Source organism: Aurantiacibacter spongiae (assembly GCF_003815535.1).
GTDB classification, from domain to species: Bacteria; Pseudomonadota; Alphaproteobacteria; order Sphingomonadales; family Sphingomonadaceae; genus Alteraurantiacibacter; species Alteraurantiacibacter spongiae.
The window spans coordinates 657,395-684,147 of the sequence record NZ_RPFZ01000001.1 but is presented as its reverse complement, the minus strand read 5'-3'; the positions used below and the strand labels follow the sequence as shown (position 1 = coordinate 684,147).

Genomic DNA, 26,753 nt, shown 5'->3' with positions numbered 1-26,753 from the left:
ATCGCCGCCGCCCCGTTCGGAGCGAGCGAGATCAGCGCACGGGATCGGTCGGTCGGTCTTTCCTGGACCGGTGCGTTCGATGCGCTGGGAGGAACGGCGGCGTGGTCAGCCGGTCTTTCCTACCGCGCGTTCCGGCAGGATGCAGCCCGCTTCGAGGCGGGCGGTATAGAGATGAACGTGAGCGGTTTCGATCAGGATCGGATGCAGGGAAGTCTCGGCATACGACAGGGCTGGACTCTCGATGGCGGACACGATTTCCATTTCGCGCCCTATCTGTCCGCTCGCGTGCAGCAACGCGTGTTCCTGCGCGGCGGCGCGGCGCGGATTGACCTTGCCGATCTCGATTCCGCGATGCGTCTCCCCACGGATCAGGAACAGGCCGTCCGCACCAGCGGCGTCGTCGGTGCGGGAATAGGTCTTGCGAGGGGCGATCGCTTCCGCATCGATGCGGGGATCGAACGCGACCTGGCCCTGCCGCCCGGTTGGGGCGATACTGCAAGCCTTGGTATCACCTTCGACTGGTAGACCGGATCAGACAGGCGGGCGAGCGCGAAAGGTTGCGCCCCAGCGCTGGACCCGGCGTTCGGCGATGAGCGTGCCCTTCAACAGGTCGGACTTCTCGTTCCGGGCGAATGCGCGCGGGCTGATTCCGAAGCGCTGGGTGAACACCGTGGTGAAATAGGAAGCGCTGGAAAACCCCAGATCGAGTGCGAGATCGGTAATCCGCGTTTCGGGATACATCGACAGTCTTCGCCGCGCTTCCAGCAACCGCTGCGCGGTGATGACCGACTGGATACCCAGACCCGCTTCCTTGAATGAGCGATAGAGGCTGGCCCGCGACATGCCGTTGACGCGGGCGATCTTGGCAGGGTCGATGTCGGGATCGTCGAGATTGCTGCCGATGTAGTCGAGTACCCGGGCAACCACGTCAGTGTGCGGCTTGTCGCCGAGCATGACTTCCCTTGCATCCAGCACACCTGCAAGGATCACGATAAGCGCATCGCCCACCGCCATGCCGGCCGCGTCGTGCCGCACGAGCGACAGCACGTAATCGCGCAGAACCGCGCCGCCGCTGTCCGCAAGAACCTCCCCGTGCAGGCCGCTCAGCACCGTTCCGTGCAGCTCCAGCCGGCGGCGCGGCACGTTGACGACGGTGAGATGGTCGTCCGGCGTCAGCAGGCGTACGGCCTGCGTGCGGTCCATCAGCACGATTTCGCCCGCCGCCATCGTCCGTTCGCGATCGAGGAAGCGACCCGACCAGGCGCCGCTCATGCTGAAGGCGAAACAGATGTCGTCCAGACCATCGCTTCTCGCCCGTTCGGCGTCGCGGTCGAACAGGGAGGAGGTGTGCTGACCGGAGTGCATGAACACTTCGCCGAAGGCGCGCGCGGCCAGCTGCGCTGCGAAGGGGCGTTCGTCTCCCTCCCGGCGGCGCACGTCGAAAATGTCGGAGATAACGGTGCGATAGGTGTCGAAAGCCAGTTGCGCAGAAGGGTAGTCGGCGCTGTCGTACCGGGCCACGTTGGGCTTCTGCATCGCATTCTCCCGGTTGCGCGAACGCGGGACGTCCGGCGTCGGCGCAGGGTAGCGGGTTTCGAACCGATGCGTAAGCCCGACGACAGAATGCATCCATCCGTGTTTCCTCCTGGGGCAACCGGACGGGCGGCCTTGCGTCGAAAGTCGGTCAACGCGGCCGGCGCCGCATCAGATTTTCCTGTGCCACGGTTGCGACCAGACCGCCTCCGGTGTCGAAGAAATGACCGCGGTTAAGCCCGCGCGCACCGCCCGCCCACGGGCTTTCGGTGGCGTAGAGGTGCCAGCGCGAAAAGTCCGGCGAGGCGTGAAACCACATCGCGTGGTCTAGACTTGCGACCTGCATGCTCGCATCGCCGGGCCTCACACCATGCGGCAGAAGCGCGTTGCGCAGGAACAGCATGTCGGAGGCGTAGGTCAGCGCGGCGCGCTGCATTCGCGGGTCGGTGGGACTATCCTCGCGGCTGCGCATCCAGCAGCCCGATCTGGGGGCGTGGGGCAGGTCGGCGAAAAGCGAGCGTATATCGAGCGGAGCGACCTCGACCGGCCTGTCGGACAGGCGACCGATGATGGGAAGGGCGGAGAAATCTTCCTGCCGGGCGATCCATTCCTGCATCGCGGCCAGCGCGCTTTCGGCAGTGTCGGCAGGCGGCGGCTCGACGGAGTGGGTGAAGCCATCCTCGATTACGTGCGAGGACACCGTCATCGTCAGGATGGGCGTGTCCCCTGCGACGCCTCGATACGCTTTTTCGCGAAGCTGCGCCCCTCGACGAGGGTAGTCACGTCATAACGGGTCGGCGCGGCGGTCGCACCCGGTTCGAGGAAGTAGGCGTGCAGCGAATGCGGGGCTCGCTGTCCGCTCTCGGCGAGTTCGGCCGCCAGCAGCGCCTGCGCCAGTGCGTGCCCCCCGAACATGCGCGGTCCGATGCCGGGGCCGGGCGGTCCGATCCAGCTCGCATCGTCCACGCGTTCGAGATCGAGTAACTCGGCGAAAGTGATTTCAGGTCTCCGGATGGCAGGAAAAAGGGGGCCGGAGCGCTGACCCCGACCCCCCTTTGTCGGATATTCGTTCGCTTTGGCTCAGAACCGCCCGCGCACGGTCACGCCATAGGTCCGCGGTTCGGCAAGATAGGCCGAATAGGTCTGCTGCGGCGCGACGAAAGGCGTATTGAAGGCCACCTGCGTGTAGTCTTCGTCAAGCAGGTTGTTCGCCCACAGTTCGATCCCCCAGGCGCGGTCCGGCCCGGTCAGGCCGATGCGGCCGTTGATCAGCGCGTAGGCCTTCTGTTCCTTGCCGTAGAGCAGGTCGGAGCCGGTATTGTAGTCGCTCGTCATGCGGGCGTTGAAGAACACCAGTCCGCTGAGGCCCGAATTGCCGATCGGCGGCGTCCAGCTGATAGAGGTGGTGGCTGCGATCTCGGGCGCATTCGAGAGGTTGTCACCCGGCAACAAGCGTAGCGCAGGGTCGAGCGGCGTTCCGTTGTCGCCGCCGATCAGATTGTCCTCGTAACTGGTATCCGCATAGGTCAGGCCAACGGTCGCGGTCAGATCGGGCATCGGGGTGATCGTCGTTTCGAATTCCACACCCTGCGCGATGACGCCGGGCTGCACATCGTCGGGCGAACAATCGCCCGTCGCCGCGCTCGCGTCCATGTCCGCCCCGCCCAGGTCCGATCCGCAGGAATTGATGTTCTGCACCAGGAAGACCGAGCCATTGAACGTGTTTAGCTGGAAGTTCGTGAATTCCTGGCGGAACGCGGCAACACTGGCCGAGAAACGGCGGGTGGAATACTTGAAGCCCAGCTCGAACGCATCGACCGTTTCTTCCTCGAACTGCAGGTTGGCAGGGTCGATCGCGTTGACGTTGAACAGAACCGGGTTTGCCAGGGCCGAGCGGTCGAGATTGTAGCCGCCGGCCTTGTAGCCCCGCGAATAGCTGGCGTAGAACAGCGTCTCGGGTGTCGGCTGGTAGGACAGCACGGCGGTTCCGGTCAGCTGATCCTCGTCGCGCGAATCGGTCAGCGTTACGCCATCGAGCTCGGACGTCGAATTGCCCTGGCACGACAGCGCCAGCAGGCCGCCTGCCAGGCCCGCAAGCGAGGGCACCTGCAACAGCGGTGACAGCAGCGCCCGGTTGGCCGGACAGAAAACGTTGTCATTGCCGAAGGCGGCGCTGAAATCCTTGGTCTCGTTCGTGTAACGCAGGCCTAGCGTCAGATCGAGCTTGTCGGTCAGATGGACGATGTTGTGCGTGAACAGGGCGAAATTCTTGCTTTCCTGGTCATACACATCGCCGGTGCTGCCACGATCCGTGACCTGCGCCAGGTTGTTGATACCGGCGATGATCAGCGGCGTCGCCGCTCCGAACGCGCCCGCCCCGCCATTGGCGAATTGCAGTGCGGCGATGTTGGGACCGAAGCAATTGCCCGCCGCCGGGTTCACCAGCAGGGGATTGATGGCCAGCGCGATGCGGCAGTTGGCGAAGGTACCATACTGCGTTCCGAACCGCAGGTTGTCCTGCACGCGCAGTTGCTCGTCGGCGTAATAGCCTCCGACCAGCCAGTCGAGACGATCGTTGAAGAGAGTGCCGTTCAGCCGGAGTTCCTGCGTGAAGGTATCGAACGCGCGGGCGCCGCCGAATTCGTTGGGCGCGCGGTAGAGGAGATCGACCTGGGTGTAATCGGTATCCGATCCCTGGAAGTTGGAATATTCGCGATAGGCCGTGATCGAGGACAGGCTGACATTCCCGAAATCCCAGTTCAGTTCGCCCGAGATGCCGTAATCCTCCGTCTCGCCTTCGTAGCTGCGACCCGCCGTCACGAAGATGTCGCGGTCGAAGGTGCTCTGGGAGAGCGCACGCGGATCCTGGCCTAGACCGAGCAGGACCGGGATGATCGGATTGCTCGTGCTCGTGAGCGCGGGGCCGCTGGGATATTCGAAGGAATCGAGCCCGGGGCTGATCCTCGCCAAGGGGGCAAAATCGGGCTGGACGAAAGTCGCCGCGCAGCACGCTTCCTCTTTCTTCGAATAGTCGGCCACCAGGCGGAAGCTGACGTCCGGGTTGGGTTCGAACAGGGCCTGAGCGCGGATCAGGTAGCGGTCGCGATTGTTGATGTCGGTATCGTTCACGACGTCGTGGTAAAAGCCGTCGCGCTTGAAATAGACGCCGTCGACCCGCGTGGCGATGGTGTCGCCCAGCGGGAGGTTCACGCCGGCCTCGACGCGGACCGCATCGTAATTGCCGTAGGTAAAGGCGCCGTAGCCCGACAGGTCGAATTCGGGCGGCGCGGTGTAGATGCTGATAAGGCCGGCAGAGGAGTTGCGTCCGCCCAGCGTTCCTTGCGGTCCGCGCAGGATCTCCACCCGGTCTACCGGGCCCAGTTCGCTCAACGCATTGCCGGAGCGCGACCGGTACACGCCATCGATGAACACCGCGACCGAGCTTTCGAGACCCGGATTGTCGCCCACCGTGCCGATGCCGCGAATACGCGCGGAGCCATTCGCCTCATTACCCGTCGATGAAACGAGGAGCGACGGGGCGAGCTGATTGAGCTCGCGGATGTCGGTGGTGCCCGATTGCTCGAGCAGTTCGCCCGATACGGCGGACACGGCAATGGGAACGTCCGCCAGCGACTGCGCGCGGCCCTGCGCGGTGACGACGATCACGCCCGGCTCCTGCGTCTGGGGAACGGGCGGCTCCTCGGGTTCCTCGATATCGCCCTGTTCGGCCAGATTGCCCTGTTGCGCGGGAGTCTGCTGGGCGTGGGCGGCGGCCGGGACGCAGGCAAGCGCGCCGGCAAGGGCACCATAGGCAATGGACTGGCGGAATACCGATTTCATGAAACTCTCCGTCGACAACCGTTTTTATGCGGAGAGTATGCCCGTCGTGGTTCCCTGCGATCGTCTTCCCGCTGCCAGGCGGGGCAAGGATATCCAGTAGTGACAACCTCTCCTGCTTCTGCTTTTTGTGAATCCTTGTGCGTTCTCGATCCCCGTTACGCAAGCAATTTGAAAGACCGGTATCCTTTTCCGGACAGATCGCTTGTCAAGCGTGGCTTTCCGACAACGCCGCGTAGATCATGGTCTTCAACTGGCGGCGCAGCGGGTAGATGTTCGAAGGGTAGAGCTGCGTCATGAACACCATCGTCACGCGCTCGACCGGATCGACGAAGAATGCGGTCGAGAACGCCCCGCCCCAGTAATACTCGCCGCGGCTGGCCGGCATCAGCGTCGCCACCGGATCGATCACGCAGGCAAATCCGAGGCCGAAACCGGTTCCCGCATTGCTTGCCTCGGAAAACAGCGCGTCGCTCACCGCCGTCAGGTCCGCTCCCCCGGGAAGGTGGTTCGCAGTCATCAGTGCCAGGGTCTTGGGCGCTATGATGCGCCGGCCGTCCAGGGCGCCGCGCTGGAGGAGCATCGTGCAGAAGCGATGGTAGTCCTCGATCGAACTCGCCAGTCCGCCGCCGCCGCTGTGAAAGCCGGCGGGCGTGAAATGGGCGCTATGCGTCCCGCGTTCGATCAGGCTGGGCTTTCCGTTCGGCGACCACGCCCAGTTATCGCTCAGCCGCGCGCGCGACCCATCGGGCAGGTCGAATCCCGTATCGTCCATGCCGAGCGGTCCGAAGATGTGATCGCGAAAATAATCTCCCAGCTTCTGCCCGCTCAACCGCTCCACCGCGACCCCCAACACATCGGTCGCGACCGAGTAGGTCCAGCGTTCGCCGGGTGCGTGCTGAAGCGGCAATTTCGCCAGCCGCGCGACATAATCGTCTGACGACAGGTTACGCGGCAGGTCCAGGTTTGCCTCCCGGTAGGCGGCATCGACGTTGGTGCGGTTCTGCAGGCCGTAGGTAAGGCCGGCTGTATGCGTCAGCAGGTCGACGAAGCGGATCGGCCGGGCCGGCGTGGTCGGAGCGAAGGGAATGGACCCGCCGCCCCCGGAATAGACGCCGGGCGATGCAAATTCGGGCAGCACGCGGGAGATCGGATCGTCCAGCGCCACCTTGCACTGTTCCACCAGTTGCATGAACGCGATGGAGGTGACGGGTTTGGTCATCGAGGCAATTCGGAACAGCGCATCCTCGCGCAACGGATCGCCCGCCTCGTTCTGGACGCCCGCCCGGTGGCGATATACGGGCTTGCCATCGCGCGCGACGAGTATTTGCGTATTGGGTAGCCGACCGCTTCCGACATAGGCCTTTTCCAGAAACGCGCCGATCCGTTCGAGTCGGTCGCCGTCGAAGCCGAGGTCGGCTGGATCGGTCAGGTCCGGCATCGTCAAAGCATCTCCCTTTGTTTCGCATACCCTGCGTTCCGCATTACCCTACCGCTAATTCCCCGTTAGGCAAACGCGTCATACCGCTTTTTCGAAAAGGGTCGTTGCCGCTTGCGCGATCGCATCGGTTTCGCCTATCGTCGTCCGGATAAAGAGCTGGAGAGACGATGCAGACGAAAACGGACGTCGCCGCGGGCTGGACCCCGCCGGCTGGCTGGCCCGCCATGAGCCGCGACGAGGTTCGCGACCTGTTGACCGGGCCGGGCCAACCCTTCGAAATGGAAACTGTGGCGATCGACGGCCGCGAAACCCGGGTCTGGAAGAACGCGCCGCCATCGCTGCGCGCCATCGCCAACATGGGGCGCGAACACGGCGACCGGCTCGCCATCGTCTATGAGGAAGAGCGCGTGACCTTCGACGCATGGTTTCGCGCCACCGCGGCACTGGCCCACCATCTGCGGAAGCGAGGTATCGGCAAGGGCGACCGGGTCGCGCTCGCGATGCGCAATCTTCCCGAATGGCCCGTCGCCTTCTTTGCCATCACCAGCCTCGGCGCGATCTGCGTACCGCTCAACGCCTGGTGGTCGGCGGACGAACTCGCTTTCGCGCTGTCCGATTCGGGGAGCAAGGCGCTCGTCTGCGATCACGAGCGGTGGGAACGGATCGCGGAGGTGCGGGACGGGCTGGCGGCGCTCGAGACGTGCATCGTTTCTCGCGCCGAGGAGGAATCGGAAGGCACTGAGCGTCTCGAGGACATCCTGGGTAAGAGCAACGCTTGGATCGATCTGAACGATCATGATCTACCCGAAGCGGATATCGCGCCCGACGACGAGGCGACGATCTTCTACACCAGCGGCACGACGGGTGCGCCCAAGGGTTCGCTCGGGACGCATCGCAACATCTGCACCAACGTGCTGTCGAGCACCTACAACCTCGCCTTCGCGCCCCTGCGCCGCGGGGAAGAACCGCCCGAACCCACGCAGAAGACCATCCTGCTGGTCATTCCGCTGTTTCACGTCACCGCCTGCTCGGCGGCGATGGTCGGCTATTTCGTCTCCGGCCATACGATGGTGTTCATGCACCACTGGGAACCCGAGGAAGCCTTTCGCGTCATCGAGCGCGAAAAGGTCAATATGACGGGCGGAGTGCCCACGATTGCCTGGCAGCTGCTGGACCATCCCGCGCGTTGCGACCACGATCTCTCCAGCCTCGAGATGATAACCTACGGGGGTGCGCCGGCCGCACCTGAACTCGTTCGCCGGATCGAGCAGACCTTTGGCGCCGCGCCGGGCAGCGGCTGGGGCATGACCGAGACCATGGCAACGGTGACGGGCCATGTCTCGGAGGATTATCTCAACCGTCCCGACAGCTGCGGCCCCCCTGTTGCGGTCGCCGACCTGAAGATAATGTCGGAGGATGGGCAGCGCGAACTGCCTACCGGCGAGGTCGGCGAATTGTGGGCGCGCGGGCCGATGGTGGCGAAAGGCTACTGGAACCGGCCCGACGCCACCGAGCAGACCTTCGTCGATGGATGGGTGCGGACCGGCGACCTGGCGCGTCTCGACGAGGAAGGCTTCTGCTTCATCGTCGACCGCGCGAAGGACATGGTCATCCGGGGCGGGGAGAACATCCATTCTTCCGAGGTCGAGAACGTCCTGTACGAACACCCCGCCGTGACCGACGCCGCGGTAATCGGACTGCCGCATCGCCAGCTGGGTGAAGAACCTGCGGCGGTGGTTCACCTCGCGGCCGGCACCCACGCCACCGAAGGGGAATTGCAGACCTGGGTCGGCGAACGGCTGGCCCATTTCAAGGTGCCCGTGCGCGTCGTCTTCACCGATACGACGCTGCCGCGCAACGCCAACGGCAAGATCCTGAAGAAGGAGCTGACGAGCCTGTTCTGACCGGCGAACCTAGTCGAAGGTGATGACCGAGCGCGCTATGGTGCCGGTCTTCATCTCGTCGAACGCCTCGTTCACCTGCGCAAGGTCGATCCGGCGGGAAATCAGTTCGTCCAGTTTCAGCCTGCCATCCATGTAGAAATCGACAAGGCGCGGAATGTCGACGGGAAACTGGTTCGATCCCATCATCGACCCGCGCAACTGCTTTTCCTGCAACAGTTCGTAGCCGTTCAGGCTGATCTTCTGCCCGACGGGGATCATCCCGATCACCGTCGCGATACCGCGCCGCCGAAGCATCCTGAACGCATCGCCTGCCGTCTCGGCGAGGCCGATCGCCTCGAATGCGTGGTCGACGCCGCCGCCGGTCAGGCCGAGAACCTTTTTCCATACCTCGCCTTCGGACGCATCGATGAAGTCGGTCGCGCCGAAATCGCGGGCGAGCTGCTCCTTGCCGGCCACCCGGTCGATGGCGATGATCCGCCCCGCGCCGGCGATCTGCGCGGCGTTGATCGTGGCAAGGCCCACTCCGCCGCAACCGATCACCGCGACGCTCTGCCCCGGCCGGACCTCCGCCGTGCGTACGACCGAGCCATAGGCGGTGATCGTCGCGCAGCCCAGCAGCGCCGCCCGGTCGAGCGGCATGTCCTTCCTGATGGCCACGCAGGCGTTCTCGTGAACCAGCAATTGCTCCGCGAAGGCGGACAGGTTGAGGAACTGGCCCATCGGTTGCTCGCGGTTGCCGAGACGGGGGTCGGCGTCCTTCTCGCGCTGGGTATCGGGTTCGTTGCACAGCGACAGGTGGCCGCCGACGCAGAACTCGCAGTGACCGCAAAAAGCCGAAAGGCAGGTGACGACGTGATCGCCGGGGTTCACCGTCCGGACTTCCGAGCCGACCTGTTCCACCACGCCGGCGCATTCGTGGCCGAGCACGCTGGGCAGGGGAGTGGGGTAGTGCCCCTCGACGAAATGCAGGTCCGAATGGCACACGCCGGTAGCGGCGGCGCGGATCAGCACCTCGTGCGGACCGGGCTTCGAGATGGCGACCTCCTCGATCTGCAGCGGCTCGTTCACCGCGCGCATTACTGCTGCTTTCATGTCATGCTCCTTGCCTCGTGCTGCGACTCGCCTGATCGCGAAAACGGCTCGATTTGCCAAGCGATCTTTGCGAATCTCGAAAAACGCGTATGTAGACAAAACCCGCGAAAGCGTGCATTTCGAAGGTGCTTCGAAATATCGGTGCCGGCGGAAGGAGAGGAAGGCGAGTGGACTTCGGATTGAGCGAACGGCAGCGCGACATGCGTGATCGCGTAAGGGCCTTCATCGACGACAGGATACGTCCGCGCACGGGCGACTACGCCGCGGCGGCCAGGGCCGCAGATGAATCGGGGGACCGCTGGCAACCCAACCCGGTGATCGAGGAGCTGAAGCCCGCCGCGCGCGAGGCGGGCCTGTGGAACCTGTTCATGCCACCCCATTCCGGGCAGGATCACGTCGACGACAGCTTCGTCTTCGAAGGCCGGCAGCTCACCAACCTCGAATACGCGCTGTGCGCGGAGGAGATGGGACGCGTGTCCTGGGCGAGCGAGGTGTTCAACTGCTCCGCCCCCGATACCGGCAACATGGAGGTACTTCATCGCTACGGCACGCGCGCGCAGAAGGACCGCTGGCTGACGCCGCTGATGAACGGCGAAATCCGCAGCGCCTTTCTGATGACGGAGCCCGACGTCGCCTCTTCCGACGCGACGAACATTCAAGCGAGCATTATCCGCGACGGCGACGAATACGTCATAAACGGACGCAAATGGTGGAGCAGCGGGGCGGGCGATCCGCGGTGCGAGATCGCCATCTGCATGGGCAAGTCCGATCCCGATGGCTCACGCCACGGAAGCCAGTCGATGATCCTGTTGCCGATGGACAGCAGGGGCGTGACGGTGAAACGGGTGCTGACCGTTTACGGGTACGACCACGCTCCGCACGGCCACGCCGAAATCTCGCTAGACGACGTCCGCGTGCCGGCCACGAACATGCTGCTGGGGGAAGGACGCGGTTTCGAAATCGCACAGGGCCGGCTCGGCCCCGGCCGGATCCATCATTGCATGCGCACGATCGGCGTGGCGGAAGAAGCGCTCGAGGCGATGTGCCGCAGGCTCGCCAGCCGTGTCGCCTTCGGCAAGTACATCTACCAGCATTCGGTCTGGGAAGAACGCATCGCGCGTGCGCGTATCGATATCGAGATGAGCCGCCTGCTCTGTCTCAAGGCCGCGGATGTGATGGACCGCGAAGGCAACAAGGCCGCAAAGGACGAGATCGCGATGATCAAGGTGCAGGCGCCGAACATGGCGCTGGGTGTTCTCGACAACGCCATTCAGGCGCATGGTGGGGGCGGGGTGAGCCAGGATCACGACCTGGCCGCCGCGTGGGCCAGCATGCGCACGCTGCGTTTCGCCGACGGACCCGACGAGGTTCACGCGCGCGCCATCGCCCGTAGCGAGATGGGCAAGTACACCGACCTCAAGGCGAAAGCCGGACAAGCGCGCGGGCCCGTGCCGAGCGGAACAGGAGCGAACCAATGACCCGCGAAGCCGCAATCGTCTCGACCGCGCGCACGCCCATCGGCAAGGCGCATCGCGGTGCCTTCAACGCCACCATGCCCGACAGGCTGGCCGCCCACGTCGTCGACGCTGCACTCGATCGGGCCGGGGTCGACCCCGAACGGATCGAGGACTTCTACTACGGCACCGGCAACCAGTACGGCCCGCAATTCTACAACATCGCCCGGATGAGCGTGTTCTCGAGCCGCTTGCCGCAAAGCGTCCCCGGCGTTTCGCTCGACCGCAAGTGCGCCTCGGGTCTCACGACCGTCGCGCTGGCTGCGCGCTCCATCATGGCGGGCGATGCCGACGTGCTGCTGGCGGGCGGCGGCGAGTCCGTCTCGCTCACCATGGTTCCGGGCATCGTCGGCGAGGGATGGCGCTCTCCCAATGTGCTGGAGCATGAGCCCGATGCCTACATGGCCATGATCGAGACGGCCGAGATCGTGGCCGAACGTTACGGCGTGACGCGCGAGGCGCAGGACCGCTTCGCCGCTGAAAGCCAGCAGCGTGCGGCTGCCGCCACCGAGGCCGGACGGCTGGCAGAAGAGATCGTGCCGCTCACCACGGAAAAAGTGTTGCGTGCAAAGGACGGCTCCGAAGCGGGACGCGAGACGGTGACGCTGACAGCGGATGAGGGCATCCGTCCAGAGACGACCTACGAGGCCCTGGCCGGCCTCAAGCCGGTTTTCAAGAACGGTGCGAAGGTACAGGAAGGCAGCAACATCACCGCCGGCAATGCGAGTCAGCTTTCCGATGGCGCGGCGGCGCAGGTGCTGATGGACCGCGCCACGGCGCAAGCGGAGGGACGGGAGGTTCTGGGCATCTTCCGCGGCTTCCAGGCGGCCGGTTGCGCTCCCGACGAAATGGGCATCGGCCCGGTCTTCGCCATCCCCAAACTGCTTGACCGGGCGGGCCTGTCCGTCGCCGATATCGGGCTGTGGGAAATCAACGAGGCGTTCGCCAGCCAGGCGCTCTACTGCCGCGACCGGCTCGGCATCGATCCCGAGAAGCTGAACGTCAACGGCGGGGCCATCGCCATCGGTCATCCCTTCGGCATGACGGGATCGCGGCTGGTCGGCAGCATTCTTCTCGAAGCACGGCGACGCGGGGAGCGCTTCGCCGTGGTATCCATGTGCGTGGCGGGCGGCATGGGAGCCGCCGGCCTGTTCGAAATCCCCTCCTGATCAAAGAGGCGTGCGATGAATCTGGAATACACCGAAGACGAAAAGGCTTTCCGCGAGGAAGTCCGTCAGTTCCTCAAGGACAAGTTGCCCAGTCGGCTGTCGGACAAGGTGCGCACCGGCAAGCGGCTGACCAAGGAAGACATGGAGGAATGGCATGCCATCCTTAACGAAAAGGGCTGGCTCGCCCCCCATTGGCCCGAGGAATATGGCGGGACCGACTGGTCGGTAATGCAGAAGTTCATCTTCGAGACCGAGGCCGCCCAGGCGCATGCCCCGCGCATCGTGCCCTTCGGCCTGTCGATGCTTGCGCCCGTTCTCATCAAGTATGGCAGCGAGGAACAGCGGCGCCACTACCTGCCGCGCATTCTCGACGGCACCGACTGGTGGTGCCAGGGGTATTCGGAACCCGGAGCGGGTTCCGACCTTGCCAGTCTCAAGACAAGCGCGGTGCGCGAGGGCGATCACTACGTCGTCAACGGACAGAAGACCTGGACAACGCTGGGTCAGCACGCCGACTGGATCTTCTGTCTGGTGCGCACCGATTCCAGCGGCAAGAAGCAGGAGGGCATCTCCTTCCTCCTGATCGACATGGACAGCCCCGGCATCGAGGTGCGCCCGATCAAGCTGCTCGACGGAGACGAAGAGGTCAACGAGGTGTTCTTCACCGACGTGAAGGTGCCGGTCGAGAACCTCGTGGGGGAAGAGAACAAGGGCTGGACCTACGCCAAGTACCTGTTGACCTACGAGCGCACCAACATTGCGGGGATCGGCGCGTCGATGGCGGCGCTCGAACAGCTGAAGGAGGTCGCCCGGACCACAAACCGCAATGGCAGGCCGCTGATCGAGGATCCGCTGTTCGCACAGCGCCTGGCGAAGCTGGAAATCGATCTCGAGAACATGAAGACCACCAATCTCCGGGTGCTAGACGCCGCGGGGAAGGGCGGGGCGCCCACGGCGGAAAGCTCCATGCTGAAGATTCGCGGCACCGAAATCCGCCAGGAAATCGGCAGCCTGATGCGCCGCGCGGCCGGTCGCTACGCCCAGCCATTCGTGTCCGAAAGCATGGACGAGGGGTACAACGGCGCGCCGATCGGTCCGGAATGGACCGGCTCGGCCTCCCCGCACTATTTCAACATGCGCAAGCTTTCGATCTTCGGCGGCTCCAACGAGGTGCAGCGCGAGATCATCACCAAGGCGATTCTGGAGCTTTAATTCGATGGATTTTGCAATTGGCGAAGACCGGCAGATGCTGGCCGACACCATGAAGCGGTTCTTCGCGAACACGCTGGGTTGGGAAAAGCGGCTCAAGGTGATCGAGACCGATAGCGGCTTCGACCGGGGCGTATGGAACGAGATGGCGGAACTGGGTGTGCTCGGCGCCCTGTTTCCGGAGAGCGCAGGGGGCTTCGGCGGGGGCGCGTTCGATATCGGAACGGTGTTCGGCGAAGTCGGTCGGGCGATTGCCACAGGTCCGTTCATCGGTACCCTGATGGCCGGCCGACTGCTGGCGGCCGCAGGGGAAACGGACACGCTGGAAAGCGTCATTTCCGGCGAGAAGATCGTCACCTACGCGCATGCCCCGGCGCACGACCCGCAAACCGGTGCCGAAACGAATGTCACCGCCACGAGATCGGGCGACGGCTGGACGCTCGACGGCGCGAAGGGCGTCGTCGATTATCTCGGTGCGGCAGACTGGGTGGTCGTTACCGCGAACACGGATGACGGACAGCGGGCCTTTCTGCTCGAATCCGGTGCCGAGGGCGTCGAAGTGCTCGACTACAAGCTGGTCGATGGCGGATCGGGCGGCGAGTTGCGATTGACGGGCGCCAGCGCAGTTGCATTGAGCGGCATCGGCGATAGCGAGATTGCCGCCGCCCGCGCGGCCGGAATCGTCGCCCTGACATGGGAAGGTGTCGCGGTGATGGACGAGCTTCGCGACCAGACGCTCGACTACATGCGCACGCGCAAGCAGTTCGGCGTTCCGATCGGCAAGTTCCAGGCTCTTCAGCACCGCATGGCGACTTTGGCGCTGGAAATCGAACAGGCCCGCTCCGCCGCGATCAACGCCGCCGCCCATCTGGACGAACCGGATCGCGACCGCTTCGCTGCGGCGGCGAAATACACGCTCGGCAGGGTCGGATCACTGGCGGCGGAAGAAGCGATCCAGATTCATGGCGGCATCGGCATGACGTGGGAGTTGCCACTGTCGCACTATGCGAAGCGCATGGTGATGCTCGGACACATGCTCGGCGACGAGGACGAGCATCTGGCCCGTTACATGCAATTGATGCGCGCTGCCTAGGGCTTCGCCCCGTAGCGTTCGGCAAGGACGCGTTTGAGCACCTTGCCGATACTGCTGCGCGGCAGTTCCTCGACCACGACCACATCGTGCAGGCGTTGGGTCTTACCCAGACGCGCGTTTGCGCGCGCGAGGATGGCTGCGCCGTCGGCGTCCTGGTTGAGTACCACGAAGCCCACCGGCGTTTCGCCCCACCTTTCCGATGGGACGCCAACCACCGAAGCCTCGATCACTCCCGTCTCCTTCAGCAATTCGGCCTCGAGATCGGAGGGGTAGATATTGAAGCCGCCAGAAATGACGACATCTTTCGCACGGCCTATCAATTCGAGAAAGCCGTCCACGTCGAAGCGTCCGATATCGCCATGCCGGATAAAGCGGCGACCGTCCGCATCATGCCATTCCGCCTGGCGGGTGGCGTCGGGTCGCCCGTGGTATCCGCGCATCATGCCGGCGGACCGACCGACAACTTCTCCCGTTTCGCCGTGCGCCACTTCTTTTCCGTTGGCGTCTATCAGCCGAATGTCGTGGCCTTCGGCGGGCCCGCCGACCGTATGCAGCTTATCGGGATGATCGTCGGCGAACAGCAGGCAGGTGCCACCGCCCTCGGTCATGCCGTAGATCTCCACCAGCCGGCCGGGCAGCGATCGACAACCTGTGCCTTGAGAGCCGCCGGAAAAGGGGCCGACGTGCTGGTTTTCACGCGGAAGGCGGACAGATCGAACCGATCGAAATCGGGTAACGCCATCAGCCGGTCGTATTGTACGGGAACCAGCGCGGCATGGGTCGCGCCGTGCCGTTCGGCCAGCCGGCAGAACTCGCGTGCATCGAAGCGCGCCATCAGCACTACCTTCCCGCCACCCGCCAGCGCGGGCAGGAAGGCGACGAGCGTGTTATTCGAATAGAGCGGTGTCGAGATCAGCGTTACCGCATCGCGCCCGTATCCGAAGGCCGATGCCCGTTCGATATGCGCCGCCCGCATGGCGTGATCCTGCACAATCCCCTTGGGCGTACCGGTCGTTCCCGACGAATAGATGAGATTGAAAGCGTCATCGGGAGCAATGACAACGGGTTCGGGCGACGTGCCGACGGGGGCGAGCCATTCCTCCAGCCGGTCGAATGTGACCATCCCGGTCTTCGCCTGCGCGTCTTCGCCAAGAGCGTCACCAGCGTCTCGGTCCGCGAACAGAAGCCGCGCGCCGCTATCGGCGATCATGGCATCCAGCGCTTCGGAGGTGGCCGAAGCCGTCAACGGCGTCGCCACCGCGCCGATGGCAACCGCCGCGCAGAACACGGCGGCATACGAGATGCTGTTACGACCGAGAATGGCGACGCGGTCGCCCCTGGCGATCCCCTCGCGCTGCATCGCCGCGCCGATCCGGTCGATCAGGTCGCCCAGCGCTCGCCAGGTGAGCGTCTCGATATCATCCGATATCGCTGGCTCATCCGGTATCTCCCGCGCGTGGCGGCGAAGGGTCGTGCCGAAATCCGCGAATGCAGGAGCCATCGCCCAGCGATCAGTATCCGGCCATCTGAGCCAGACGGTCGGCGTGAAAATCGCTGTCGCCGTAAAGTTCGGCGAGAACGCGCTGGCGTTTCATGAAGAAGCCGACATCGTATTCGTCGGTCATGCCGATCCCGCCGTGCATCTGCACCGCCTCGCGCACGGCCAGGCCGCTGGCCATTCCGCTCATCGCCTTGGCGACCGAGACGTCGCGATCGGCATCCTTGCTGCCGGAATCGAGCGATTGCTGCGCCTTGAGTACCGCGGCGCGCGCAATCTCCATCTCGGAATAAAGATGGGCGGCGCGGTGCTGCAGGGCCTGGTAGCTGCCGATGGCGCGGCCGAACTGCTTGCGCTGCTTGATGTAGTCGAGCGTCATCGCGCTCGCCCCTTCGGCCACACCGACCATTTCCGACGATGCGCCAGCCCGCACGCAGGCGAGAACGCGGGTCAGCACCGTTCGTCCATCATCGACTTCGCCGATTACGGCCCCGCCGTCGAGTTCGACGCCGTCGAGTTCGATACGCGCGGCAAAACTGCTGTCGGTCAACCTGTGAGCTTCGACGCTGACGCCGGGCACCGTGCGGGGCAGGGCGAACAGTGTGACGCCGTTCTCGTCAGCCGCATCGCCGGCTGTGCGGGCGGAGACGATCAGCAGATCCGCCTCCTGGCCAAAGGGGACGAATTGCTTGGTGCCCGACAGGCGGAAACCGTTGCCATGCCGCTCTGCCCGCAGCGCCACGGATTGCGGACGGTGCCGAGCGGCTTCGTCGAACGCCAGGGCGGCGACGCTGGTTCCAGCGACGATTCCCGGAAGCCACGCCTGCTTCAGACCGCTGTCGCCATGACGCAGCGCCTCCACCGCGCCGATCGCCGTGCCGATGAAGGGCGAGGGGGTGAGATTGCGACCGATTTCTTCCAGCACGATGCCGGCTTCGACATGCCCCAGCCCAAGCCCGCCATCGGCCTCGTCGACAAGTACGCCGGTAAAACCCATTTCGCCGAACTGGCGCCACAGGTCGCGGCTGAATCCAGCCGGATCGTCGGCATCGCGAAGCCTGCGTAGGTGCGAGACCGGAGCCTGCTCTGCCATGAACGGGCGAACGGTGTCGACCAGCGTTTCCTGATCGTCGTCCAGGAAGAGCGGCATCTCAGACCTCCGGCAATTCGAGGATGCGCTTGGCGATGATATTGAGCTGGATTTCAGACGTGCCGCCCTCGATCGAGTTCGCCTTCGTTCGCAGCCAGGCCCGCGCGGCCTTGCCGCCGCCACTCGCCGCGCTGTCCCACTCCAGCGCATCGCTGCCACCCACCGCCATCAGCAATTCATGGCGATCCTTGTTCAGTTCCGTACCGGCATATTTCATCATGGAAGGCTGCGCGGGATGAATCTTTCCCGCCTTGAGCTGGTCGATGAAACGCTCGCTCATCGCGGCAAAAGCGTGGGCGCGAACCTCGTGCATCGCGATCCGGCCGCGCAGCACAGGATCGTCGAGCCGCCCCTGTTCGTCCACGCCTGTCTTCTGCAGCGCGTAGTCGGACAGCGACGGTCCGAGCCCGCGTCCGCCCATCCCCGAAATCATCTCGCGCTCGTGACCGAGGAGGTACTTCGCAACGCTCCACCCGTCATTGATCTCGCCCAGAACCTGATCCCTGGGCACTTTCACGTCGTCGAAAAAGGTTTCGCAGAACGGCGAGGCACCGCTGATGAGACGGATGGGCCTGGTCGAGACGCCATCCGATTCCATGTCGAACAGAAGGAAGGAAATGCCGCCCTGCTTGCGTTCCGGATCGGTGCGGACGAGACAGAAAATCCAGTCCGCCTGATCGGCATAACTGGTCCACACCTTCTGTCCGTTGACAAGAAAATGGTCGCCCTTGTCCTCGGCCCGGGTTTGCAGGCTGGCAAGGTCGGAGCCGGCATTGGGTTCGGAATATCCCTGACACCAGCGAATTTCTCCGCGGGCGATTTTGCTCAGATGTTCGCGCTTCTGTTCTTCGGTCCCGTATTTCAGCAGCGCCGGGCCAAGCATGGATATGCCGAAGCTTTGCAACGGAACACGGCAACCGAGCGCCGCCATTTCCTGCTTCAGCACTTTGGCTTGCGCAGGCGAAAGGCCGCCGCCGCCATATTCCTCCGGCCAGTCGGGGACCGTCCAGCCCCGCTCTGCCATGAACTCCAGCCATCGCTTCTGCGCGTCGCTGCTGAAAGAGAAGTTTCGCCCCCCCCCAGCAAATGTCGTCCTCACTGCGCATGGGCTTGCGCATTTCTGGCGGGCAATTGGCTTCAAGCCATGCGCTTGCATCCCGGCGGAAGTCTTCCAGCGCGGCGGACTCAGTCATTGAAGCCTTCGCCCTTCGCAGCCTTTTCGCGCAGCAAAGTGCTGATTTCGCGATCTTCCATCGTCCCTTCGTAACGCTCGAGACCGGCCAGGATCCTGTCCAGTCCGATGGTATCGGCCCAGAACATCGGACCGCCGGTGTAAGGAGGCCAGCCATAGCCGTTGACCCATACGGTATCGATGTCGCCCGCGCGCTGGGCGATGCCTTCCTCGAGGATCAGCGCCCCTTCGTTCACCATCGGGTAGAGCAACCGTTCGCGAATTTCCTCTTCAGAAATATCGCGCTGTTCCTTGCCGGATCTGGAGGCGAAGTCGCGAATGACCTCGTTTACTTCTTCCGACGGAGCTCGCCGCCGATTCTCGTCATAATCGTAGAACCCCTTGCCGGTTTTCTGCCCACGCCGACCACGTTCGCAGAGCACGTCGCGAATGGTGGAACTGTCGGATTCGTCCTCTTTCCATCCAAGGTCCAGTCCGGCGAGATCAGCCATCTGGAACGGTCCCATCGGAAAGCCGAATTCGAGCAATACGCGGTCGATCTGGTCGGGCAGGGCGCCCTCCATCAACATGGCGTTGGCCTGTTCCTGCCGCACGGCGAGCATGCGGTTGCCGATGAAACCGTGGCACACGCCTGACACCACCGCTACCTTGCCGATCTTCTTGGCAAGATCCATCGCCGTCACCAGGACTTGCGGGCTGGTCTTGTCGCCGCGAACGACCTCCAGCAAACGCATGATATTGGCGGGAGAGAAGAAGTGCAGGCCGAGCACGTTTTCCGGCCGCGATGTGCAGGCAGCGATTTCGTTCACGTCGAGATAGCTGGTGTTCGAAGCCATGATCGCATCGGGCTTGCAGATCTCATCGAGCCTGCCGAACACTTCCTTCTTGATCTCCATCAGTTCGAAGACGGCCTCGATCACGAGGTCGCAATCGGCGAAGTCCCGATAGTCGAGCGAGGTCGTCAGATGGCCCATCGCCGCGTCCACCTGCTCGGTAGTCATGCGCCCCTTTCGCGCGGTCGCGTCGTAATTCTTGCGAATGATGCCGACGCCCCGGTCGAGCGCATCCTGTTTCCGTTCGACGATGGTGACGTCGTAGCCGGCGGACAGGAAGTTCATGGCGATCCCGCCACCCATCGTACCCGCGCCGATAATCCCGACCTTGCGCACCGGTAGAGGCCGCACGTCCTTGGCCAGACCATCGATCTTGCCCGCCTGCCGTTCTGCGAAGAACACGTGGCGCAACGCTTTCGACTGGGTGCCGGAAACCAGTTCGATGAAGAATTCGCGCTCCTTCGCGATGCCTTCCTCGTAGGGAAGCTCGGTCGCCAGCTTTACCGCCTGGATGCACTTTTCAGGCGCTTCCTGGCCCCTCAGACGACGCGCGTGCTTTTCGCGAAAATCGTCGAATACGTCAGGATCGGTATCGGAAATCTTGTCCGTCCGGCGACTGGAAACGGGGTGTTCGTCGCGTTCGGCTACCTCCCGGGCGAAGGCTATGGCCTCCTCACGCAGCTTCTCTGGTTCGACGACGCGATCTACCAGGCCGATGCTTTCCGCCTTCTTCGCGGAGATCGGGTTGCCGGTAACGATGATCGGTAGCGCCTGTTCGACCCCGACGACGCGGGGCAGGCGCTGCGTGCCGCCGGCACCGGGCAGGATACCGATTTTCACCTCGGGCAGTCCGATCTTGGCCGAGGGCACAGCAATCCGGTAATGGCACCCCAGCGCAATCTCGCACCCGCCGCCCAGCGCCGTGCCGTTCAACGCGATGACGACCGGCTTCGCGAGCGTCTCTATACTGTCGATCAGATCGGGGAGGGAAGGATCGACGGGGGCAGAGTTGAATTCGGTGATGTCCGCGCCTCCGGAAAACATCCGGCCTTCGGCCCTGATCACCACGGCGCGAATTTCGTCGCTCTCCCCCGCTTCCTCGATGGCGGCGGCCATTTGCTGGCGCACCTCGGCGGAAAAGGCGTTGACTGGCGGATTGTCCAGGGAGACGACGAGAACGTCTCCCTCGCGCCGGGTGGTGACTTTCGACATGCTCGCTCCCGTTGATGGTGTTGGTCGCAACCGCGCCGACCGGCGCCTTGCGCGACTCCGTTGCGGGTAGCTCTATTGCATACCGGTTTTTCAGACAAGACGCATGCTAAGCGTTACCGACGCGGCTCGCCGGGAGGCCGGTTGACAGGGTGCGACGTTGACAGGCCGCCGTCGACGGGGATGGTCTGGCCGTTGATGTAGCTCGCCGCGTCGGAGGCGAGGAACAGCGCGGTGGCGGCGATCTCTTCCGGTTCGCCGCCGCGGCCCATCGGATTGAGCGCGCCGATCCGGTCCTCCAGCCCCTTGGCGCGAGCATTGTCGTAGAGGGGGCGGGTCATGCCGGTCTCGATCAGGCCCGGAGCGATGCCGTTGACCCTCACGCCCGTGCCGGCAAGCTGCTGCGCCGCCGTCTGCACGAGGTTGACCACGCCCGCCTTGGAAGCGGAATAGGGCGCGGGTCCGGCGCCCGACCGCAATCCGGCGACGGACGCGGTGCAGACGATCGCTCCGCCGCCCGACCGCTCTATCGCGGGCGCGCCGTGCTTCACGGCCAGGAACGGACCGATCAGATTGACGCGCAGCACTTCCATCCAGTTGGCCGCATCGCTGTCGAAGAAGCCGCCGCGCGCGTTTCCGGTGATGCCGGCATTGGCGAAGAGCACGTGGAGCGCACCGAACTCGTCCTGCGCGCGGTCGATCAGCGCGGCGATATCCGCCTCTTCCCCCGCGTCGCCCGTCACCGCCACGCTTTGTCCGCCGGCATCGCGGATGGCGTCCGCCGTGCCGGACACGTCCTGCTCCCGGTCGAACACGATGGTTTTCGCCCCCTCCCGCGCGAACAGCAGGGCGCTCGCCCGCCCGATCCCGGATGCCGCGCCCGTGACGATGGCGACCTTGCTGGCGAGCTGCCCGCTCACAGGCCGACGCCGATGGTGACGCCGCCGTCGATCACCATCATCTGGCCCGTCATCCAGGCACCCGCCTCGCTGGCGAGATAGACGGCGGCCCCGGCGATGTCGCGCGGTTCGCCAAGCCGCTTGAGCGGCGTCATGGCCGCCGTCCGGTCGTGCATCTTCGGGTCTTCCCACAGCGCCCGGGCAAAGTCGGTCTTGACCACGCCGGGGGCGATGGCGTTGATGCGGATGTTGTCCTTGCCCGCCTCGATCGCATAGTTGCGCACCAGCTGGAAATCGGCGGCCTTGGAGATGTTATAGGCGCCGATCGTCGCCGATCCCTTCAGACCGCCGATGCTGGAGACGACGACGATCGCCCCGCCGCCGGCCTTGCGCATGTCGGGCAGGGCAAGCTGCACCAGCCAGTGATTGGACAGCACGTTGTTGTCGAGGATCTTGCGGAACTGCTCGTCGCTGATGCCGTCCATCGATCCGTAATAGGGGTTGCTGGCCGCATTGCAGATGAGGATGCCGATCGGTCCCAGTTGCCGGTGGGTTTCGTCGACGAGGTTTTCCAGCGCGGCCTTGTCCGAGATGCTGGCCGCGATGGCGACGGCACGGCTGTCACCGTGCTTCGCGTTGATCGCTGCGGCCACCTCTTCGCAGGAATCCTGCTTGCGGCTGGAGATGACGACGCGCGCGCCATGATCCGCCAGTTCCTCCGCGATGGCGCGCCCTATTCCGCGCGAGGATCCGGTGATAACGGCAATTTTGCCCGTGCAATCGAATAGCGACATTGCGGTGATACTCCCTGGAATGAAGGGGCCACGCGCGTCAGGCGCCGGCCTGCCGTGCGAAAACCAGCGCCTGCCGTGCAAGCGGTTCGACCATGGCGGCCTTGGCCTTGGCATCCTTGCTCGAAGCGTTGCCGTCGATGATCCGCTTCTTGATGCCCTGAAGGATGCCGACGAGACGGAACAGGTTGTAGGCGAAATACCAGTTCATCCCGGGCACTGCGTCGCGGCCCGTCGCCGTGCAGTAGCGCTGCGTGATCTCCTCCAGCGTAGGGATGCCCAGATCATGCAGGTCCAGCCCGCCCAGTTGCGCGTTCGCGCCGGTGCGAGGAAGCGCCCAGTTCATCGCCAGGTAGGTGAAGTCCGCCAGCGGATCGCCGAGCGTAGAGAGCTCCCAGTCGAGAATGGCGCGAACCTGCGGCGCGCGGGGTGCGAAGATAAGGTTGTCGATGCGGTAGTCGCCGTGGATTATCGCCACCCGCTCCTGTTCGGGGAGGGTCGCCGGCAACCATTCGATCAATTCCTCTACCGCCGGCAGGTCGTCGGTCTGCGAGGCGCGATACTGCTTCGTCCAGCGGCCGACCTGACGCTCGAAATAATTGCCCGGGGCCCCGTAGTCCGAAAGACCCGCCTGGTCCGGATCGACCGAATGAAGGTCGGCCAGGGCATCGACCATCGCCAGGTAGATCGCGCGGCGTTCGGCGGCGTCGCAATCCGGCAGGGCTCCGTCCCAGAAGGTGCGCCCCTCGACAATGTCCATGACGTAGAACGGAGCGCCGATGATCGCGTCGTCTTCGCACAGGGCGAACGGCCTTGCGACCGGCAGCCCCAGCGGATGGAGGGCGTCGATCAGGCGATATTCGCGCTCGACCGCGTGGGCCGACGGCAGAATCGGACCGAAGGGCTTGCGCCGAAGGACGTAATAGCGGCCGTCCAGCCTCATGCGATAGGTCGGATTGGACTGTCCGCCGGGGAATTTGATGAGGGACAGGTCTTGGCCGGCAACGTCCATGTTTCGTCCCAGCCAAGCGCTCAGCCGCTCGCCATCGAGATCGGCGAAAGGTCCGGTGCTGGGGGCATTCGTCATGGGTTTCTCCGGCCTGATGTTGGATACCATAGTTTCAAAACTCCGCGACGCACAACCCGAAACATCCTTGGCGAGGCGGGCGCTTTGGGGCATGGGTGGCGGATGATCGACCTACCAGGGAGCGTTCCGGAGAAGTCGGAAAAGCCGGCACGGCGCATGCGGTACGAGCGTAAGCGCGACGCGCTGCTGGACGCGGCGACCGAACTCATCAACGATCGCGGAGCCAAGGGCACGACCCTGCAGGCCGTGTCGCAGGCCGTGGAACTCAGCACCACCAGCGTCACCTATTATTTCCCGCGCAAGGACGTGCTGGCCGCCGCCGTGTTCGAGCGCGCGATCGAACGGCTGCAGGACATGGTGGAGGAAGCCGCGAGCGAGGCAACCCCGCGGGAGCGGGTGCGGCGGCTGCTCGAACTGCATGTCGCGTTGCGGGCCGACGTCATTCGCGGAACCGGCGTGCCCATCGCGACCCTGTCGGAAGTCCGCACGCTCGACGACGCCATTCGCGAGCCGCTGCTGCGCCAGTATGTCGGGCTGTTTCGCGCCACGCGGGAGCTGTTCGGCGATTTCCCCGACCGGCACAAACCGCTGATGACGGCGCGGACGCATCTGTTGCAGGAGACGATCTACTGGCTGCCTGTCTGGATCAGCCGATACCCGATCGACGAGTTCGCGCGCGTTCACGAGAGCCTGTTCGACCTGTTCGAGGCCGGGATCGCCCCTGCCGGCGCGACCTGGGATCCGGTCGGCCTGCCGGACGACGCCGATGGCGAGCCCATGGGCGGGGATGATCCGGGTCCGCCCAATTTCCTGGGCGTTGCGACCCGGCTCATCAATGAAAGCGGTTATCGCGGGGCTTCCGTCCTGCGCATCGTCGACGAACTGAAGGTCACCAAGGGCAGTTTCTACCACCATCTCGACGCCAAGGACGATCTGGTTCTCGAATGCTTTCGCCGCAGCTTCCGCCGCATCTCGGCGGTGCAGCGCGCGGCGGCCGAGGCGGGGCGAAACCAGTGGGAGCACCTCGTCGCGACGATGGCCTACCTGATGAACCTGCAGTTCGAAGCGACTTCGCCGCTCACCCGTTCTTCCGCGTTGCAGGCATTGCCGCAGGCGGTTCGCGCCGAAGTGGTGGCACGATCCGACCGGACTGCGCTGCGTTATGGCGGAACGCTTGTGGAAGGCGCGCGCGAGGGTACCATCCGGCTGGTCGATCCCAACATTGCCAGCCAGACAATCACCGCCATGCTCAATTCCGCCTACGATCTGCGCAAGTGGGCGAGCGGGATGGAGCGTGAGCGAGCGGTTCGACTCTACGCCTCCTGCCTGACGCGCGGACTTTTCGCCGACCCCGACGAGATCATGGCCTAGCCACACCGATCGTTCGAATACTGCGCTGCCCAGAAGGGACGCGCGCTTGACCTGTCGTTCGAAAAGCGGGATGCGAGGGACCGGAATGACACTTCGCGACGAAGACAGGCTGCGCATCGTGACGCTGGAAGGGGCGGGCAATTTCCGTGATTTCGGCGGTTACCGGACACAAGGCGGCCGGCGCGTGGCGACAGGCCGGCTCTACCGCGCCAACCGCCTGTCGCACCTGACCCCGCGGGATATCGCGGCGCTTGACGCGCGCGGCATCACCACGATATTCGATCTGAGAAGCGTGCGCGAACGCGAAGCCGATCCGACCGCATGGACCGGCGAGCATCTGACCGCGCATAGCTGGCCGCCGGGCCACAAGCGCCGCCTTGTCGACATGGCGCGCGACTATCCGCAGACGGCAGCGGGCGCGCGCGCGCTGATGCTGGATTTCTACGGCGAACTGCCGCTGACGCTGGGCCATGCCTTCGGGGCGATCATCACCCGGATTGCGGCGGGGGCGGTGCCGTGCGTCATTCACTGTTCGGCGGGAAAGGACCGGACCGGGATGGCCGCGGCACTGGTGCTGGCGGCCCTTGGCGTCCCGCGCGAGACGATCCTGGACGATTACGCGATGACCGATCGCATCGTCGCCAGCGCTGACGACATGGCCCGCTCGATCTTCACGGGGAGACGGGGCGGCGAGCGGGCGCAGGGCACGATGCAGTCGGAATTTCCCGAAGAGATGATCGCGGTCATGCTGTCCGCGCGGCCCGAATTTCTCGAAAGCGCCTTTGCCGGGATCGAGCGTGCGCATGGCGGGCTGGACGAATATCTGGAGGCTATTGGCGTCACCGATGCCATGCGGGAAAACCTGACCCGCCTGCTCCTCGAACCGCCCCTTTCGCCACTATCGGAGACCGCCTGAATGAAAGCCCTTCTGTCGACCGCCCCGGGCGGTCCCGAAACGCTCGAACTGACCGAGACCGATGCGCCATCGCCGGGCCGGGGGCAGCTGGCGGTTCGCGTCCTCGCCTGCGCGATCAACTATCCCGACGTGCTCATCATCGAGGACAAGTATCAGGTGAAGCCGCCGCGCCCCTTCGCGCCCGGCGCGGAGATCGCCGGCGAGGTCGTCCAGACAGGAGAGGGCGTGACCGGCTGGAGCGAGGGCGACCGGCTGATCGCCGTGACCGGCTTCGGCGGACTGGCGGAACGGATCGTGGTGGATGCGCAGCGCGCCTTCCGGCTGCCCGAGGGCCGTGATCCGGTGGAAGGTGCCGCGCTGCTGATGACCTACGCCACCACCATCCACGCGCTCGTCGACCGGGGCGAGCTGGGCGAGGGGCAGACGCTGCTGGTCCTGGGCGCGGCGGGCGGCGTGGGGCTGGCCGCGGTCGAGATCGGCAAGGCGCTGGGCGCGCGCGTCGTCGCCGCGGTTTCCACCGGGGACAAGGCGAAGGCCGCGCGCGAGGCGGGCGCGGACGAGACGCTGATCTATCCGCGCGCGCCGTTCGACAAGGACCAGTCGAAGGCGTTGTCAGACGAGTTCAAGGCGGCGGTCGGCAAGGGCGGGGCGGACGTCATCTACGATCCGGTCGGCGGCGATTACTGCGAACCGGCGCTGCGATCCATCGGTTGGGAGGGGCGCTATCTCGTGGTCGGTTTCCCGGCCGGCATCCCCCGGCTTCCGCTCAATTTGACGCTGCTCAAGAGCTGCGACGTGCGCGGGGTGTTCTGGGGCGGGTTCGTGATGCGCGATCCGGCCGCCAATGCCGCCCATGTCGAGCAACTGATGCGGTGGTGGGAGGGCGGCACGATCACTCCGCGTATCGACCGCACCTGGCCCCTCGCCGAAGGTGGAGAGGCGATCCGCTGGCTGGCCGAGCGCAAGGCGGTGGGCAAGGTCGTCGTCACGGTCGGCGAGTAGGCCGAAGGAGCGC

General features: G+C 64.7%; 20 protein-coding genes and 2 pseudogenes. 8 read left to right on the top strand and 14 right to left on the bottom strand.

Annotation, left to right across the window (positions count from 1 at the left end):
- Positions 1-531: 531 nt before the first annotated feature.
- The 5 genes from EG799_RS03435 to EG799_RS03420 form a co-directional block, all read right to left on the bottom strand.
- A complete protein-coding gene (locus EG799_RS03435) occupies positions 532-1,629 on the bottom strand; it encodes an AraC family transcriptional regulator (protein ID WP_123878572.1) in 1,098 nt (365 codons plus the stop codon).
- 55 nt (positions 1,630-1,684) lie between these two features.
- Positions 1,685-2,233, bottom strand: coding sequence for an acyl-CoA thioesterase (locus tag EG799_RS03430; protein WP_325051095.1), 549 nt, complete (start codon positions 2,231-2,233; stop codon positions 1,685-1,687).
- Positions 2,234-2,241: 8 nt separating this feature from the next.
- Positions 2,242-2,499: an acyl-CoA thioesterase domain-containing protein gene (locus EG799_RS14310; protein ID WP_325051094.1), complete on the bottom strand. Its 258-nt coding sequence runs from the start codon at positions 2,497-2,499 to the stop codon at positions 2,242-2,244.
- A 114-nt stretch (positions 2,500-2,613) separates the two neighbouring features.
- Positions 2,614-5,373, bottom strand: coding sequence for a TonB-dependent receptor (locus EG799_RS03425; protein ID WP_123878570.1), 2,760 nt, complete (start codon positions 5,371-5,373; stop codon positions 2,614-2,616).
- A 205-nt stretch (positions 5,374-5,578) separates the two neighbouring features.
- The gene (locus EG799_RS03420) at positions 5,579-6,811 is read right to left on the bottom strand and encodes a serine hydrolase domain-containing protein (RefSeq protein WP_123878568.1); all 1,233 of its coding nucleotides are present in this window, start codon (positions 6,809-6,811) and stop codon (positions 5,579-5,581) included.
- A 167-nt stretch (positions 6,812-6,978) separates the two neighbouring features.
- Between EG799_RS03420 and EG799_RS03415 the strand changes: the two genes are divergently transcribed.
- The gene (locus EG799_RS03415; protein ID WP_123878566.1) at positions 6,979-8,715 is read left to right on the top strand and encodes a class I adenylate-forming enzyme family protein; all 1,737 of its coding nucleotides are present in this window, start codon (positions 6,979-6,981) and stop codon (positions 8,713-8,715) included.
- A 9-nt stretch (positions 8,716-8,724) separates the two neighbouring features.
- On the opposite strand, the gene EG799_RS03410 is transcribed toward EG799_RS03415, so the two are convergent.
- Positions 8,725-9,807, bottom strand: a complete 1,083-nt coding sequence (locus tag EG799_RS03410) for a Zn-dependent alcohol dehydrogenase (protein ID WP_123878564.1) — start codon at positions 9,805-9,807, stop codon at positions 8,725-8,727.
- A gap of 167 nt (positions 9,808-9,974) precedes the next feature.
- Here EG799_RS03410 and EG799_RS03405 point away from each other — a divergent pair, with 167 nt between their 5' ends.
- Genes EG799_RS03405 through EG799_RS03390 form a run of 4 tightly spaced genes read left to right on the top strand, consistent with a single transcriptional unit; the run spans position 9,975 to position 14,792 of the window.
- Complete coding sequence (locus tag EG799_RS03405; RefSeq protein WP_123878562.1) at positions 9,975-11,285, top strand: acyl-CoA dehydrogenase family protein; 1,311 nt, start codon at positions 9,975-9,977, stop codon at positions 11,283-11,285.
- A complete protein-coding gene (locus EG799_RS03400; RefSeq protein WP_123878560.1) occupies positions 11,282-12,490 on the top strand; it encodes a thiolase family protein in 1,209 nt (402 codons plus the stop codon). The genes EG799_RS03405 and EG799_RS03400 overlap by 4 nt, the downstream gene beginning before the upstream one ends.
- Positions 12,491-12,505: 15 nt before the next feature.
- The gene (locus EG799_RS03395) at positions 12,506-13,702 is read left to right on the top strand and encodes an acyl-CoA dehydrogenase family protein (RefSeq protein ID WP_123878558.1); all 1,197 of its coding nucleotides are present in this window, start codon (positions 12,506-12,508) and stop codon (positions 13,700-13,702) included.
- A 4-nt stretch (positions 13,703-13,706) separates the two neighbouring features.
- On the top strand, positions 13,707-14,792 hold the full coding sequence (locus EG799_RS03390; RefSeq protein WP_123878556.1) for an acyl-CoA dehydrogenase family protein: 1,086 nt from the start codon (positions 13,707-13,709) through the stop codon (positions 14,790-14,792).
- Here EG799_RS03390 and EG799_RS14305 read toward each other — a convergent pair.
- From EG799_RS14305 to EG799_RS03355, 8 genes and pseudogenes are all read right to left on the bottom strand, one after another.
- Positions 14,789-15,232 carry a class I adenylate-forming enzyme family protein gene (locus EG799_RS14305; protein WP_325051121.1) on the bottom strand — a complete coding sequence of 148 codons (444 nt, stop codon included), beginning with the start codon at positions 15,230-15,232 and terminating at the stop codon, positions 14,789-14,791. The genes EG799_RS03390 and EG799_RS14305 overlap by 4 nt on opposite strands.
- A gap of 45 nt (positions 15,233-15,277) precedes the next feature.
- Positions 15,278-16,293: pseudogene (locus EG799_RS03385) on the bottom strand (class I adenylate-forming enzyme family protein); the annotation flags it as partial.
- 10 nt (positions 16,294-16,303) lie between these two features.
- Positions 16,304-17,440, bottom strand: coding sequence for an acyl-CoA dehydrogenase family protein (locus tag EG799_RS03380; protein ID WP_123878554.1), 1,137 nt, complete (start codon positions 17,438-17,440; stop codon positions 16,304-16,306).
- Position 17,441: 1 nt separating this feature from the next.
- Positions 17,442-18,633, bottom strand: a pseudogene (locus tag EG799_RS03375) (acyl-CoA dehydrogenase family protein).
- Positions 18,626-20,677: a 3-hydroxyacyl-CoA dehydrogenase NAD-binding domain-containing protein gene (locus EG799_RS03370; RefSeq protein ID WP_123878552.1), complete on the bottom strand. Its 2,052-nt coding sequence runs from the start codon at positions 20,675-20,677 to the stop codon at positions 18,626-18,628. Before EG799_RS03370 ends, EG799_RS03375 begins: the two are co-directional and overlap by 8 nt.
- A gap of 113 nt (positions 20,678-20,790) precedes the next feature.
- On the bottom strand, positions 20,791-21,594 hold the full coding sequence (locus EG799_RS03365) for an SDR family NAD(P)-dependent oxidoreductase (protein WP_123878550.1): 804 nt from the start codon (positions 21,592-21,594) through the stop codon (positions 20,791-20,793).
- Positions 21,591-22,367 (bottom strand): SDR family NAD(P)-dependent oxidoreductase, encoded by a 777-nt coding sequence (locus EG799_RS03360; RefSeq protein WP_123878548.1) that lies wholly within the window; start codon positions 22,365-22,367, stop codon positions 21,591-21,593. The genes EG799_RS03365 and EG799_RS03360 overlap by 4 nt, the downstream gene beginning before the upstream one ends.
- Before the next feature lie 37 nt (positions 22,368-22,404).
- A complete protein-coding gene (locus tag EG799_RS03355) occupies positions 22,405-23,451 on the bottom strand; it encodes a phosphotransferase family protein (RefSeq protein WP_123878546.1) in 1,047 nt (348 codons plus the stop codon).
- Between the two features lie 102 nt (positions 23,452-23,553).
- Here EG799_RS03355 and EG799_RS03350 point away from each other — a divergent pair, with 102 nt between their 5' ends.
- From EG799_RS03350 to EG799_RS03340, 3 genes are all read left to right on the top strand, one after another.
- Complete coding sequence (locus tag EG799_RS03350; protein WP_123878544.1) at positions 23,554-24,822, top strand: TetR/AcrR family transcriptional regulator; 1,269 nt, start codon at positions 23,554-23,556, stop codon at positions 24,820-24,822.
- Positions 24,823-24,907: 85 nt separating this feature from the next.
- Positions 24,908-25,738 (top strand): tyrosine-protein phosphatase, encoded by an 831-nt coding sequence (locus EG799_RS03345; protein WP_158611002.1) that lies wholly within the window; start codon positions 24,908-24,910, stop codon positions 25,736-25,738.
- A complete protein-coding gene (locus EG799_RS03340) occupies positions 25,739-26,740 on the top strand; it encodes an NADPH:quinone oxidoreductase family protein (protein ID WP_123878541.1) in 1,002 nt (333 codons plus the stop codon). It abuts the gene before it with no gap.
- Positions 26,741-26,753: the final 13 nt, after the last annotated feature.